General features: G+C 69.2%; 13 protein-coding genes. 5 read left to right on the top strand and 8 right to left on the bottom strand.

Translation table 11 applies throughout. The features are described from left to right. The first annotated feature begins 6 nt into the window (after positions 1-6). A complete protein-coding gene (locus ACFVKT_RS01215) occupies positions 7-813 on the top strand; it encodes an ABC transporter ATP-binding protein (protein WP_385726274.1) in 807 nt (268 codons plus the stop codon). On the opposite strand, the gene ACFVKT_RS01210 is transcribed toward ACFVKT_RS01215, so the two are convergent. The 7 genes from ACFVKT_RS01210 to ACFVKT_RS01180 form a co-directional block, all read right to left on the bottom strand. Next, positions 785-2,947, bottom strand: coding sequence for a discoidin domain-containing protein (locus ACFVKT_RS01210; RefSeq protein WP_385726272.1), 2,163 nt, complete (start codon positions 2,945-2,947; stop codon positions 785-787). The genes ACFVKT_RS01215 and ACFVKT_RS01210 overlap by 29 nt on opposite strands. Before the next feature lie 64 nt (positions 2,948-3,011). After that, positions 3,012-4,622, bottom strand: coding sequence for a glycoside hydrolase family 13 protein (locus ACFVKT_RS01205; RefSeq protein ID WP_385726270.1), 1,611 nt, complete (start codon positions 4,620-4,622; stop codon positions 3,012-3,014). A gap of 40 nt (positions 4,623-4,662) precedes the next feature. Continuing rightward, positions 4,663-5,538, bottom strand: a complete 876-nt coding sequence (locus tag ACFVKT_RS01200) for a carbohydrate ABC transporter permease (RefSeq protein ID WP_385726268.1) — start codon at positions 5,536-5,538, stop codon at positions 4,663-4,665. Then, positions 5,535-6,497 (bottom strand): carbohydrate ABC transporter permease, encoded by a 963-nt coding sequence (locus ACFVKT_RS01195; protein WP_385726266.1) that lies wholly within the window; start codon positions 6,495-6,497, stop codon positions 5,535-5,537. Before ACFVKT_RS01195 ends, ACFVKT_RS01200 begins: the two co-directional genes overlap by 4 nt. Before the next feature lie 8 nt (positions 6,498-6,505). After that, positions 6,506-7,855, bottom strand: a complete 1,350-nt coding sequence (locus ACFVKT_RS01190; protein ID WP_385726264.1) for an ABC transporter substrate-binding protein — start codon at positions 7,853-7,855, stop codon at positions 6,506-6,508. A gap of 145 nt (positions 7,856-8,000) precedes the next feature. Then, the gene (locus tag ACFVKT_RS01185) at positions 8,001-8,999 is read right to left on the bottom strand and encodes a LacI family DNA-binding transcriptional regulator (RefSeq protein ID WP_266835147.1); all 999 of its coding nucleotides are present in this window, start codon (positions 8,997-8,999) and stop codon (positions 8,001-8,003) included. Positions 9,000-9,306: 307 nt separating this feature from the next. Continuing rightward, positions 9,307-9,963: a hypothetical protein gene (locus tag ACFVKT_RS01180; protein WP_385726262.1), complete on the bottom strand. Its 657-nt coding sequence runs from the start codon at positions 9,961-9,963 to the stop codon at positions 9,307-9,309. A 222-nt stretch (positions 9,964-10,185) separates the two neighbouring features. On the opposite strand from ACFVKT_RS01180, the gene ACFVKT_RS01175 reads away from it, so the two are divergent. Genes ACFVKT_RS01175 through ACFVKT_RS01165 form a run of 3 tightly spaced genes read left to right on the top strand, consistent with a single transcriptional unit; the run spans position 10,186 to position 12,614 of the window. Then, complete coding sequence (locus ACFVKT_RS01175) at positions 10,186-10,842, top strand: helix-turn-helix domain-containing protein (RefSeq protein ID WP_385726260.1); 657 nt, start codon at positions 10,186-10,188, stop codon at positions 10,840-10,842. Between the two features lie 32 nt (positions 10,843-10,874). Then, the gene (locus ACFVKT_RS01170) at positions 10,875-11,405 is read left to right on the top strand and encodes a toxin-antitoxin system, toxin component (protein ID WP_385728076.1); all 531 of its coding nucleotides are present in this window, start codon (positions 10,875-10,877) and stop codon (positions 11,403-11,405) included. 6 nt (positions 11,406-11,411) lie between these two features. Then, the gene (locus ACFVKT_RS01165; RefSeq protein ID WP_385726258.1) at positions 11,412-12,614 is read left to right on the top strand and encodes an MAB_1171c family putative transporter; all 1,203 of its coding nucleotides are present in this window, start codon (positions 11,412-11,414) and stop codon (positions 12,612-12,614) included. A gap of 30 nt (positions 12,615-12,644) precedes the next feature. Here the strand turns inward: ACFVKT_RS01165 and ACFVKT_RS01160 are convergent, their stop codons facing one another. Next, on the bottom strand, positions 12,645-13,682 hold the full coding sequence (locus ACFVKT_RS01160; RefSeq protein WP_385726256.1) for an alpha/beta fold hydrolase: 1,038 nt from the start codon (positions 13,680-13,682) through the stop codon (positions 12,645-12,647). A gap of 328 nt (positions 13,683-14,010) precedes the next feature. On the opposite strand from ACFVKT_RS01160, the gene ACFVKT_RS01155 reads away from it, so the two are divergent. Further along, positions 14,011-14,247, top strand: a complete 237-nt coding sequence (locus ACFVKT_RS01155) for a hypothetical protein (RefSeq protein WP_385726254.1) — start codon at positions 14,011-14,013, stop codon at positions 14,245-14,247. The last annotated feature ends 37 nt before the right edge of the window (positions 14,248-14,284 follow it).

Here is a 14,284-nt window from a genome sequence, read left to right as displayed (position 1 = left end):
CGGTCCATGCTCGACGTACGGGGCCTGCACAAGGTCTACGAGGGTTCAGGTCGCCGGGTGGAGGCGGTACGGGATCTCACCTTCACCGTGGAGGCGGGTGAACTCGTCTGTCTGGTGGGGCCGTCGGGGTGCGGCAAGACCACGCTGCTGAAATGCATCGGCGGGCTGCTCACCCCGACCGCGGGCGAGGTGCTGCTGGGCGGCCGACGGGTCAGTGGGCCGCCGCCCGGGATGGCGTTCGTGTTCCAGGAGTACGGGCGCAGCCTGTTCCCCTGGAAGCGGGTCGGCGAGAACGTCGAACTCCCGCTGAGGCAGAAGCAGTTGAGCAAGCAGCGGCGCCGGGAGCTGGTCGCCGACGCACTGGAGTCGGTCGGGCTGACGGACTCCGCGGACGCCTACCCCTGGCAGCTGTCCGGCGGTATGCAGCAGCGCGTCGCCATCGCCCGCGCACTCGCGTACGAGCCCGAAGTGCTGCTGATGGACGAGCCGTTCGCGGCGGTCGACGCCCAGACGCGCGCCGATCTGGAGGACCTGGTGCGGGGACTGTGGCGGGAACGCGGGATCACGATCCTCTTCGTCACCCATGACATCGACGAGGCCGTCTACCTCGGGGAGCGGGTGCTGATCCTCTCCGCCTCCCCCACCGTCGTACAGGAGCAGCTGAAGGTCGATCTCCCGGACGAGCGGGACCAGTTGCACACCCGGGTCGCCCCGCGCTTCGCCGAACTGCGGACCCATGTGTACGAGCAGATCCAGGCGGCGAAGCGCGGGACGGCGTCCGGCCTCAGGACAGATACGCCTCCACCTCACTGAACTGGGCCGCCGGCCAGCCCGTGTTGCCGGTGACGTTGACCCTCAGGTAACGCAGGTTCGTGCCACTGGGCAGGGACACGGTGGCCGTGTTCCCGGTGGCCGGGTCGAAGCGGTAGCCCGCCGAGGCGACGACCGTCGAGTACGAGGAACCGTCCGCGCTTCCCTGTACGGACAGGGTCTGCGTGCGCGCGCCCCAGGCCGTGGCGGGCGGCAGCTTCAGAACGACCCGGCGGGCGGCCTGGGCCGAACCGAGGTCGATCGTCAAGACCTGCGGGAAGGCGTTGCCGGCGGACTCCCAGTAGGTGTTCACGTCGCCGTCGACGGCCTTGGCGGGCGTGTAGACGTCCACCGAGCTGGTCGCCGTGGCGGCGCGGCCCTTGGCGATGTTGGTGGTCGGGTCCGGGGCCGGGTTTCCGGACCCGGGCTGGGGCCAGGCGGAGCAGTTGGACCAGGTGGTGTCCCAGCCGGTGTTGCCGCCGCCGTTGGTGAGCGTGAACGTCCCGCTCGGGTAGGGGCAGTTGTAGACCCCCGCGGCGCCCACGCCGGTGGCGGTGACGTTGGTGAACCTCACCGCGCCGGGCGTCTCGGCCTGGACGACGACCGTGCCTACCTTGTTGACCGTGGCGCCGGTGACGTTCACGTTGTTCGTCGCGAGGCCACGCCCGCTCCCCGAGACGAACTCGAAGGCGCTGTACGGGCTGTCGGTGATCGTGGTGTTGGTGATGTTGACCGTGGCGTTGATCGCGCTGTCGTACGCGTCGACCCGCAACGCACCCATCGGGTGGCTCCAGTTGGGGTTGATCGCTCCGCCGCGCACAATCGTGTTTCCGTCGACCGTGATGGTGCCGGCCAGCGGGTAGAAGGGGTCGAGGAACTTCTGGTTGGAGATCGCGATACCACTGCCGAGCGCGTTGGTGTCGGAGATCAGGTTGTTCCTGACCGCGATGTCGGTGCCGCCGTAGATGGCGATGCCGTTGGCCAGGTTCGGCTGCGAGATGGTGTTGTTCTCGAAGCTGCTGTTGCTGTCGGGCGCGTTGAGCGACCACATGGCGAGCGAGTCGTCACCCTGGTTGCGCAGGAAGTTGTTGCGGACGCGGACACCGCGCGCGTTCCCGTTCAGGTTGAGGCCGTCGGCGGTGGTGTCGAGGATGCGGTTGTTCTCGACGACAAGGTTGTCATTGTTGCCCGTCAGCCAGAGCCCCACCTTGAGGTGCTGGATCCACATGCCGGAGACCGTCGAGTTCGGGCCCAGGGAGCCGTTGACGAAGTTGTCCGGGTTGGAGTCGACGCGCTCGGTGACCTCGCCGATGACCGCGAAGTCCTTGAGACGGACGCTTCCGGAGGAGCTGCTCTGGTCGATGAAGCGCGAGGTGTGCACGACGGAGTACCAGCTGCCCGCGCCCTGGAGGGTCACGTTCTGGACGCCGCTGAGCGAGGACGTGATGCGGTAGTCGCCCGCCGGGATCCACACGACTCCCCCTTGCGCGGCGGCGATCGCGTCGCGGAAGGCCTGGGTCGAGTCGCCCTGCCCGGTGGGATCCGCGCCCCTCTCGGTGACGGACACCGAACCCGCCGGCCTGGCTGTCGCCGCGGCGACCTGCTCGAAGTCGGCGACGTCCACGGTGACTTGGACGTTGGTGGCCTGGAAGGCGACCTTGTCGCCGGCCTGCACGTTCTGGCCGAGGAGCAGCCGGGCGTTGTCGTAGAAGTGGTGGGTCTTGGCCCCCGCGATCCACGAGGTGTCCACGTAGGAGTACTTGGAGGTGACGGCGAGCGTCTTGGCGAGCTTGACGCCGTTGACGTAGACGTCGAGGGTGCCGGACTGGCCGTCCAGGACGCTGTAGGAGACGTTCACCGCGTTGGCCGCGCGGGGGACGGTGAACTCGACGCGCTGGCCCGCGGTCAGCCGTACGGCCTGCCGGCCGGAGGCCTCGGACGCGAGGGTGCCCTGGGTGTAGTCAGGACCGATCTTCGTGCCCGTGGTGGTGGCGGACTCGGCCTCGACCGAGGTGAAGGGCAGGGTGGCGCCCGCGGCGGCCGCGGGGTGTGCCGAGGCGACACTGAGCATGCCGGCGGCGAGAGCGACGGCCACTGCGGCCGCACTTGCTGGCATGCGCCTGACAGTTCTGGACATATGCTGATCCCTTTCGTGTGGGGGTGCCGGGATAGCGGGGTGGAGCGGCGGCCGGGCTGCGGTGTCAGGCGCGCAGCCAGGCCGCCGTGTCTTGGGGAAGGCGACCCTCGGCGTCCAAGGGGCCGCTGGTGAGCAGGAGTTGGGAGTGCGTGGGGAGGTCGGCGGGGGTGTTCGAGAGGTTGACCACGCAGACCGTGCCGCCCGTGCGGGCGAAGGCCAGGATGCCGTCGGCGGCTGGGAGCCAGCTGAGAGGGCCGTCGCCGAAGCCGGGCTCGGTGCGGCGGACGCGGAGTGCCTCGCGGTAGAGGGCCAGCATCGAGCCGGGGTCGGCCGCCTGCTGGTCGGCCGCGTACGCGGCCCAGCCCGCGGGCTGCGGAAGCCAGGGGTCACCGCCGAAACCCGCGTGGGGCGAGTCAGCGGTCCAGGGCAGCGGAACCCGGCACCCGTCCCGGCCCGGGTCGGTGCCGCCTGAGCGGAAGTGCATGGGGTCCTGGATGCGGTCGCGGGGTATCTCCGCCTCGGGCAGTCCGAGTTCCTCGCCCTGGTAGACGTAGACGGCGCCGGGCAGGGCGAGCGAGAGCAGGGCGGCCGCGCGGGCTCGGCGGGTGCCGAGCGCGAGGTCGGTGGGGGTGCCGAAGGCCTTGGTGGCGAAGTCGAAGCCGGTGTCGGTGCGGCCGTAGCGGGTGACCGTGCGCGTCACATCGTGGTTGCACAGGACCCAGGTGGCGGGCGCGCCGACCGGAGCGTGCTCGGCGAGGGTCTCGTCGATCGACGTACGCAGCCGTCCGGCGTCCCAGGGGCAGGACAGGAAGGAGAAGTTGAAGGCGGTGTGCAGCTCGTCCGGGCGGAGGTAGCGGGCGAAGCGCTCGGTGTCGGGGAGCCAGACCTCGCCGACGAAGATGCCGTCGTAGTCGTCGGCCACCGCGCGCCAGGAGCGGTAGATGTCGTGGAGTTCGTCCCGGTCGACGAAGGGGTTCGGGTCGCGGCCCTCGACGAAGTCGGGGAGATCCGGGTCCTTGGCCGGCAGCGCGGCCGAGTCGATACGGACACCCGCCACGCCCCGCTCGAACCAGAAGCGCAGGACGTCCTCGTGTTCCTGCCGGACCGCCGGGTGCGCCCAGTTGAGGTCGGGCTGCTCGGGGGTGAACAGGTGGAGGTACCAGTCGCCGTCGGGCAGCCGGGTCCAGACCGGTTCGGTGGAGCCCGCAAACTGCGACGGCCAGTCGTTGGGCGGCAGTTCACCGTTCTCACCGCGTCCCGGGCGGAAGTGGAACAGCTCGCGCTCCGGGCTGCCGGGACCCGCCGCGAGGGCGGCGCGGAACCAGGCGTGCTGGTCGGAGACGTGGTTCGGCACGATGTCGACGAGGGTGCGGATACCCAGTTCCCGGGCCTCGGCGATGAGTTTCTCGGCCTCGGCGAGCGTTCCGAAGGCCGGGTCGATGGCGCGGTAGTCGGCGACGTCGTAGCCGCCGTCGGCCATGGGTGACAGGTACCAGGGGTTGAACCACAGGGCGTCCACGCCCAGTTCGGCGAGGTACGGGAGTTTGGCGCGGACGCCCGCGAGGTCGCCGGTGCCGTCGCCGTCGCCGTCCGCGAAGCTGCGGACGTACACCTGGTAGATGACGGCGGAGCGCCACCATTCGCCCTGAATACGGGCAGGGGAATGCTGTCCCACGGTGCCTACCTTTCTGTGAAGCTCTGGAAGGGGGTGGGGGTCAGCCCTTCGTGCTGCCCGCGCTGATCCCGGCGATGATGTGCCGCTGGAACACCAGGAACATCACGACCATGGGGATGCTGGCGATCACCATCGCGCCGAGCAGCACGGTCAGCTGGATGTTCTGCGACAGCTGGACGAGGGCCACGCTGATGGGCTGTTTCTCGGTGTCGGAGAAGACCATCAGCGGCCAGAGGAAGTCCTGCCAGACGGCGACCAGGGCGAAGATCGACACAACTCCCAGGACCGGCCTGGACATCGGCAGCACGATCGACCAGAGGGTGCGCAGCCGGCCGGCGCCGTCGATCTCGGCGGCCTCCAGGACGTCACGCGGGATCTGGTCGAAGAAGCGCTTGAGGAGGTAGAGGTTGAAGGCGTTGGCCACCGCGGGCAGCCAGATGCCGAGCGGGTCGTTGAGCAGGCTGGTGTGGATGAGCGGGAGGTCGGCGACGGTCAGGTACTTCGGGACGACCAGTGCCTGGGCGGGGACCATCAGGGTGGCGAGGATGCCGCCGAGGATGATCTTGCCGAAGGCGGGCTTCAGCTTGGACAGGGCGTACGCGGCTGCCGTACAGAACACGAGTTGGAGAATCCAGGCGCCGGCGGCCTGCACCACCGTGTTCCACAGGTGGGTGGGCAGGTCCATCAGGTCCCAGGCGTCGGTGTAGCCGCTGAGGCTCCACTTGTCGGGGACGAGCGTCGGAGGTGTACGGGTGACCTCGTCCGGCGACTTCATCGCGCCGGTGACCATCCAGTAGACCGGGAAGAGGAAGGCCAGCGCGAAGAGCAGGACCACGCCTGAGAAGACGCTCCAGTAGAGGGTCTTTCCGCGGCGGCGGGCCAGCGTGAGCGGTGAGACGAGCGTGCGGGTGCTCATGAGTCCTCGCCTCCGGAGCTGGTCAGCTTCAGATAGAGCGCCGAGAAGGCGCTGAGCAGGACGAGGAGCATGACGCTCAGGGCGCACGCCCCGCCGAAGTCGTTGTAGAGGAAGGCGTACTTGTAGATCAGGTACAGGACCGTCACGGTCGCGTTCTCGGGGCCGCCGCCCGTGATCACGAACGGTTCCGTGAAGATCTGCATCGTGGCGATGATCTGCAGCAGCATCAGCATGAGGATGATGAAGCGGGTCTGCGGGATCGTCACATGCCGGATGCGCTGCCAGATGTTCGCGCCGTCCAGCTCGGCCGCCTCGTACAGCTCACCGGGGATGCTCTGCAGCGCGGCGAGGTAGATGAGGACGGTGCCGCCGAGGTTCGCCCAGGTGGCGACGATGACAAGCGATACGAGGGCGGTGTCGGCGCCGTTGGACCAGTTCGAGGTGGGCAGGTGCAGGAAGCGCAGTGCCTCGTTCGCCAGGCCCGCTCCGGGATCGTAGAACCACTTCCAGAGCAGGGCGCTGACCACCGGCGGAATCATCACCGGCAGATAGACCACGACTCTGAAGAAGGCTTTCGCGTGCCGGAGTTCGTTCAGCACCAGCGCCATCACGAAGGGGACGGCGAAGCCGATGAGCAGGGCGAGGAGGGTGAAGGTCAGGGTGTTGCGCCAGGCGGCCGCGAACTCCGGGTCGTGGAAGACACGGGTGAAGTTCTCGGTGCCGACCCACTCCGCCTCCGCTCCGGGCGTGTACTTCTGGAAGGCGATCACGACCGCGCGGATCGCCGGGTACCAGGAGAACAACGCGAAGCAGAGCAGGCCGCCGATGAGGAAGGCGTACGCGCGCGACTGGTCGGCCAGGCGCCGGCGCAGTGGCCGCTTGTGGGGTCCGGGCCCGGGTGCCTCCACCGGCCGTACAGTCGTCGGTGGAGGCACCGCGGGCTTCGATGCGGTCTTCATGAACGGTGTCAGCCCCGGGCCAGGATGGAGTCGATCTTGCCGGACGCGTCACTCAGGAGCTGGTCGATGTCGGCGTCCTTCTTGGTGAGCACCGCGGAGACGGCGCCGTCCAGGACCGAGTAGATCTGCTGGGCCTGCGGCGGCTCGATCTTCTTGTCCAGGCTCTCGCTGCCGTCGAGGAAGGCCTGGTAGTTCTCCACCGGCACGTTGGCGTTGGCTTCCTTGACCTGCTGGTCCTTCTCGTCCGCCGCACCGGTGAACAGCCGGGGCTCGGGCAGGCCGACGGGCGCGTTGTTCTGCTTGGCGCGCGCGTAGTCACCGAGGAAGCCGTCACCCGGGGTGAGGAACATCGAGTCGAGCCACTTCAGGCCCGCCTTGATCTCCTCGGGCGTCGCCTTCTTGTTGAACATGTAGCCGTCGCCGCCGATGAGCGTGCCCTGACCGCCGGGCATGGGCGCGAGGGCGAGGTCGTTGTAGTTCCCGCCCTTCTCCTTGACCAGGATCGGGATGTTGTCCGGCGCGGAGAGGTACATGCCGAGCTTGCCGGAACCCATCATCTGCTGGACGTCGTTGATGACGAGGAGCTGCTTGCTGCCCATGGAGTTGTCGGTCCAGCGCATGTCCTTGAGGTTCTGCAGGACGGCCCTGCCCTCGGGGGTGTCGATGGTGGCCTTCTTGCCGTCCTCGCTGACCACGTCGCCGCCCTGTGAGTACAGCTCGGCGGTGAAGTGCCAGCCGCCCTGGTTCTGGGCGCTGTAGTCGGCGTATCCGACCGTGCCGTTGCCGAGCCCGGCTATCGCCTTGGCGGCCGCGCGCAGCTCCTCCCAGGTGGCCGGGGGCTTCTCCGGGTCGAGGCCCGCGTCCTTGAAGAGCTTCTTGTTGTAGATCAGGCCCATCGAGTAGCCGGTGCGCGGGATGCCGTAGATCTTGCCGTCCACGGTGTAGATGTCGCGCAGCTGCTGCTGGATGGTGTCGTAGCTCTTGAGGTCCTTGACATAACTGGTGATGTCGGCGGCCTGGTTGATGTCGACGACGTGCTTGGCGTCGGTGAAGTAGGTGTAGAAGACGTCCTCCATCTGACCGCCGGCCAGCTTGGCGTCGAACGTCTTGGGGTCCTGACACGGGAACGCGTCATGCGCGACGACGTCGATGGTCGGATTGGCCTTCTCGAAGGCCTTGATGTCCGCCTCGAAGAACGAGCGGTCGACCTTCGCGCTCTTGGGCGGCATGCAGTTGACGGTGATGCTGGTCTTGCCGTCGGCCGCGTCGTCGTCACCCGAACCGCAGGCAGTGGCGGTGAGCGCGAAAGAACACGCCATGAGCGTGATGAAGGTACGGCGGAACCCGGTGCTTCTCATCGGTGGACCCCTTTGGGCAGGAGCGGGTGGAACCCTTTTGGCAACCCGTGGCCTGGAGCGGTGGGCGCCGCACACTCAAGCACCGACGACATCCGTCCGCAAGATGTCGCGCAGAATCTGTAATTATTTGACAGTCACCTGTTGCTCAATGGCGCGGCGCTTGCGCTGTCGAACCACGGACCACCAACTCGGGCTCGAACAGCAGCTCTTCGGGGGTGACGCTGCTGCCGCCGATCTGAGCGTTCAGCAGCTCCACGGCCGCGCGCCCCATGGCCTCGATGGGCTGGCGCACGGTGGTCAGCGGCGGCTCGGTGCAGTTCATGAACGCCGAGTCGTCGTAGCCGACGACGGAGACCTCGCCCGGCACGGTGAGTCCCTTGCGGCGGGCGGCCCGTACCGCGCCGAGCGCGAGCGGGTCGCTGGCGCAGATGATGCCGGTGACACCCCGGTCGAGCAGCCGGGTGGCCGCCGCCTGGCCGCCTTCCAGGGAGAACATCGCGCGGGCGATGTGCTCGTCGGGCAGGTCGGGGGCGAGCACGCGCGCCGCGGCGAGCTTGCGCCCCGAGGGCATGTGGTCGCCGGGACCGAGGACGAGTCCGATGCGCTCGTGACCGAGGGAGTCCAGGTGGCGCCAGGCCTGCTCAACGGCGACGGCGTCGTCGCAGGAGACACAGGGGAAGCCGAGGTGCTCGATGGCCGCGTTCACAAGCACCACCGGAATGTTGCGGTCCGCGAGCTGCCGGTAGTGATCGTGCGGCGCGTCCGCCTGCGCGTACAGACCACCCGCGAACACCACACCGGAGACCTGCTGCTGAAGGAGCAGTTCCACATAGTCCGCCTCGGAGACGCCGCCCTTGGTCTGGGTGCACAGCACCGGGGTGAGACCGAGCTGCGCGAGCGCCCCGCCGATCACCTCCGCGAACGCCGGGAAGATCGGGTTCTGCAGCTCCGGCAGCACCAGGCCCACGAGCCGGGCGCGTTCGCCGCGCAGCTGCGTGGGCCGCTCGTAGCCGAGGACGTCGAGGGCGGAGAGCACCGCCTGCCGGGTGGAATCGGAGACTCCGGGCTTACCGTTGAGCACCCGGCTGACCGTGGCCTCACTGACCCCGACCTTCTTCGCCACCTGAGCAAGTCGTCGCGTCATGTACGCAAGAATAGCGCAAGAAATGCAAGCGGCTTGCGTATTGCGGGTGAAACGGCCGAATCCGGCGCCGGTTGATCAGCTCGGAACGGCTGACACGACTGCGGAGGTTCGCCGGGCGGCCCCGGCGGGAGGGGCCCGCGCGACTGCGGAGGTTCGCCGGGCGGCCCCGGCGGGAGGGGCCCGCGCGACTGCGGAGGGTCGCCGGGCAGCCCGCGGGATGACCCCGCCACGGGCTCACGACTCCGACAGCCGAGCGCGAACCAGCCCATGGGGCAGATCACCATGAGGCCGGCCGCTCAGCGCCGGCTCACACCGCCCGCAGCTCCGCCGCGCCGTTGCGCGTCTTGCGCGTACTGCCCGGTCCGGTCGCCGCGTGCCGGGCCTCGCGCAGCACCACCGTCATCCGTGTGTAGCCCATGCCCTGAAGGGACTTGGGGGTGTCGCAGACGATCCGGCAGTCCGTACGGCCCCAGCGCGGGTCGGGGTGCACCAGCGGGCGTACGGCTCCGTCCGACTCCACGCCGTCCGGGCCGACCGCGCGGATCCAGTGCGGCAGCCCGTGCCGGTAGGCGGCGTCCATGATCGGGTCCTGGGCGATGTCCCGGCGGATCGACTGGAGTACGCGGTCCTGTTCGTGCCGCTTCAGGGCGTCCGCGAAGTGGGCCAGCATCGGCAGGCACCAGCTCGACTCGTGATCGCCGAGGACCGTGCTCGCGTCGGGATGGAAGAGGACGAACCGAAGGAAGTTGTCGCCGGGCATCGCCGTCGGGTGCGGTCCGACGCCGGCGAAAAGTGTCTCGAACGCGTCGTTGCACAGAACGACGTCCCAGCGGTGGTCGAAGACGACGGAGGGGAACGGGACGGCCTCGAGCAGTTCGGCGTAGTCCTGCAGATACGCCTGCGCTTCGAGACTCTCGGGGACAGGTCGCGGCTGGGACCGCTGCCATCCTGCCTGGTACGCCATCGGGAGGTCACCCCTCTTGCCTATGCGGCCTTCACGCGGCGCCCCGATCCTGCTTCCCGGAGTGTTGTCGTGTCAACTATCGTGGCATTTGACGCTCGTTGACGGCTGAATCTCGCCACAGTTGTGGCGAGACCTGGATGTGAGTTCGAGCAAGAGGCTAGTCTCCCGATGGTTCCCGACCATCATGTGAGAGCCCTGAGAAAAGACGTAGGAGATCTGTCGGTGACGGATGGCTTCGAAGTTCCGGCCGCCACGGCGACGGTTCTGCTGCAGGCCGTCGTGGCCCGGGTCGGCGTGCTCGCCGACCGGCTCGGTGTACGGCACACCGAGGTCTTCGACGCCCGGCGCCTGTCGGCCGAGTCCGGCGTTCCCGAGCCCGTGGTGCGAGCCCTGCTGAGCGGCCGCCACGCGGGAGAACCCGATCTGCAGGCCCGCTTCCTGCAACGGCTGGATCTGCTGCGCCGCACCCGGCTGAAGCCCAACGGACGCCGGTACACCCAGCAGGAGATCGCCGACGGCGCCGGCATGTCACGGCAGCAGGCGGGGGCCCTCATCAACGGCGACCGGCGCCCCACCATGGAGCACTGCGACGCCATTCAGCGGTTCTTCCGGGTGCACGCCGGGTTCCTCACGGCCGAGGACTCCGAGGCGCTCGTGGGCGCCCTCCAGCGCTCCGAGCAGGAACTGCTGCAACGGCTCGCCGACTGCGAGCGCGCGGCGGCCTCGGCGGCCCCCGATCCGCTGGAGCGACTGCTGATGGACCACGGCGTCCGCGGAATCGCCTGGCGGGCCGCCCAGTTGCCCACCGACCAGCACCGGGACAAGGTCGCCGAGTGGCTGGACATGCTCCTGGAAAGCGTCAAGCGGCCCGAGTCGTGAGCACGGGGAGAACTGTGGGCATCCAAAGGGACATGCGCCGCCTGTGCGGCGAGCTGGTCGGGGAACTGACCCTCTCGGCGCCGGCGGAACCCGCCGACCTCTATGCGGCGCTGTGCGACGCCATGAGCAGGCGCCGCGGGCGCCCCGTCCAGTTCCGCACCGCGGCGTTCCCGCCCGGGACCGCCAGCGGGCTCTGGCTCGACATGGCCGAACAGGACCTCGTCGTCGTCGAGGAACGCACCGCGCCCGACCACCAGTTGGTGATCCTGGGCCACGAGCTGTGGCACATGCAGGCCGGGCACTGCAGCCACCACGTCGAGGGCGCGGCCGTCGCGGCCCGCTTACTCAGCGACTCGGCGGACCTCCAGGAGACCGTGCTCAAGGTCGCCGCGCGCACCCGGTCGCACCTCTCGGACGAGGCGGAGGCCGAGAACTTCGGTCTGCTGCTCGCCAGCAAGTGCCGTACGTGGCTGGCCGGTTCATCGCTGCGCAGGCCCGTACGGCGGGACGGACTGGCGGGCCGGATCGAGGCGTCGCTCGGCTATCGCGGGCCGCAGGGCTGAGACGGCGTGCACGACACCAGTTACTACATACCGGCGGTCGCGATGGCGATCGCCCTGGTGATCAAGGGTCCCGCGGTGCTCCGCGCCTGGCGTGACCCGCTGCTGCGGTCGGTGTACGCGCTGCTCGCGCTGTCCGCGCTGGTGTTCTGCTTCGCGGCTCCGCCGACGATCGCCCGGGTGAACCACCTCACCGGCATTCCCAACGTCTCCGCGCCGCTCGTGTACAGCCTGCTGAGCGCCTTCAGCGCCTCCTGCCTGGTGCTGATCATCCATTGGCGTGGCGGTCCTTCGGAGGTCACCCGACGCGCCTCACGCCGCTGGATCGCCGGATACGCCGTGGTGATCGTGGCGTCGGTGACGCTGTTCGCCCTCGGGGACGCACCGGAAGAGCGGCTGCGGGACCTCGACACCTACTACGCCAACACGCCGTTCATCCGCGAGATGATCGTGCTCTATCTCGCCGCGCTCACCTTCGCGAACGTCGCGATGGTCATGATGTGCTGGTGCTGGGCACTCCAGGTGCGGGGCTGGCTGCGCGCCGGGCTGCTGGTCCTCGTGTGCGGCTTCCTGACCAGTGTCGCCTTCGACGCCGCCAAGCTGACCGCCGTCGTCGCCCGCTGGACCGGCGGGAACCTCGACTACCTGAGCACCGACGTCGCCCCGGTCCTGGCCGCCGCGGGGGAACTGTTCTGCGCGATCGGCTTCTGTGTCCCGATGGCCTGTCAGCGCTTCGGAGACGTGTGGAGCACCTGGGCGACCTACCGTCACCTCGGGCCGCTCTGGCGGGAGTTGCGACCCGCCGGCGACCACGGTGACCACCACGCCCTGCGGATCGCCTGGTGGTCACCTGCCGAACTACAGGTGACCCAGCGGGAGTCCGACATCCACGACGGTCTGCTCAACCTGTACCCGTACTTCGACGCCGAGGTGCGCGCGCGGGCCTACGCCGCCGCCGTGTCCGCGGGCTCCGGCGAGGACCGGGCGCGGGCCGAGGCCGACGCGACGATGGTGACCGCGGCGCTGCGGGCCAGGGCCGACGATCCGGAGGGCAGGGTCATCAGGGCGGCGACGGCGGACGCCAACCCGTCCGCCGCCTCGGCCGGCGGTCCGCGAGACCTGGTGGGGATGTCCCTCGCCCTGCGCCACTCCCCCGTCGTCGCGACCGCCCGCGAACGGGTCGCGTCCGGCTCCCGCGAACACGTCGGCTAGGCGCACGAGACGGATCCGGAGAGTGTGGCCTCATGTCGCGCTGCGTTCGCTCGCCTCGCGCAGGTCACGTTCCATCGCTCGGTTCTGCTCCGTGTCCGGCTTTCCGACGGCCGTGCCGGGGCGGCCGGCGCGCAGCAGCTCACGCCAGTGCTCGCGGCTCCAGTCGGCGGCACTCGTGGTGCTCGTGAACTCCTCGACGAGGGCGAGGAAGCGCGCCGGGTCGCTGTGGAAGGGGAAGTGGCCCGCGCCCTCGAAGATCTCCAGGCGGCTGCCAGGCATCGCCTGGTGCGCTCCGTACGCGTGCCGCACCGGCACCACGCTGTCCCGGTCCCCCCAGAGCAGCATCGTGGGCATGCCCTCGGTCAGATAGCAGCGGTCGAGCATGGTCACCGCCTGCCCGCGCCAGTCGACCACGGCACGCAGTGTGCGGATGAAGGCGCTGCGGGATGTCGCGTCGGGCAGCGAGTCCACCAGGGTCAGCAACTCGGGTGCGTCCTGGCCCAGATCGGTGTTGAGGATCCTCATCAGGCGGAAGAAGAGGCCGACTTGGAGGCGCATGCCGGGCAGTCGCAGGGTCGAGAGCATGAGGTGGGCGCCGGGCAGTGACACGGCCCTCAGTACGGGGTTGACCTCGCCCCCGACGCCGCCCGCGCTGACCAGGATCAGCCGCTCGGTCCGCTCGGGGAACTGGTAGGCGAACTGCATCGCGACGCCGCCGCCCAGCGAGTGCCCGACCAGCGTGGCGGACTCGATGTCGAGGGTGGTGAGCAGATCACGTATTCCGTTGGCGTACGCGGCCACCGAGTAGTCGGCCCGCGGCTTGTCGGACGCCCCGTGGCCCAGGAGGTCGGGCGCGATCACCGTGTGGCTGCGGGCGAGGTCGGGGATCAGCTCTCCCCAGGTGTCGGAGGAGTCGCCGATGCCGTGGATCAGGACCAGTGCGGGGCCCTCGCCCGCCATCCGGTAGGCGCGCCGGTAGCCGTGCACGACGCGGTGGTGCAGACGCAGTTCCCCGTCACCCACCGAGCGCAGGGTGCGCCGCGGGCGTCCGGGCGGTACCTCGACCATGGCTCACCTCCTGTCCCGGACCGCCGTGAAGACAGCCCCAAGCCGCCGTGAAGATTGCCTCCGAACCACCGTCGAAGCAGCTCACACGCCGCCGTCGAAGCAGGTCGGACACCGCCGTCGAGGCAGCCCACAAGCCGCCGAGAAAGCGGTTCCCAGGTCTCCGTTCCAGCCTAGGGCCCTCGTCCCCCCAGGGATTTCCGTGAGGTTTCGCCTCCGCTAAGCGGGCGAACCTCCGCGTACGGAAACGGCATTGTCAGTGGCGGACGGCAAGCTGGAGTCAGTACCGCCATGTATCGCTTCGACCAGCCGACCCGGGGAGAGCCGTCCGATGCCGACCGCCGTACTGACCGATCACGAACGCGCCGCCGTGCAGGCCTACCTGCGTCTCCTCCAGACCGTCCGAGCCGCCTTCGACGGTCCGCCGGACGGGCGCCGACCACCCGTGGTGCCGCCCTCCGCCCTGGCCGAGGCGGAGCAGGCACTGGCGGCGGCCGGGCTCGCGGGCAACGAGGAGTCGTTCTTCCGGCTGCTGCACACCTGGTGCCCCGAGCCGACACAGCTCTGAGGCACGGTGACCTGGACTCCAGGAACGCCCACAAGTT

This window comes from Streptomyces sp. NPDC127595, from assembly GCF_042671685.1.
Classification (GTDB): Bacteria; Actinomycetota; Actinomycetes; order Streptomycetales; family Streptomycetaceae; genus Streptomyces.
This window is presented reverse-complemented; position numbering and strand designations above follow the sequence as displayed.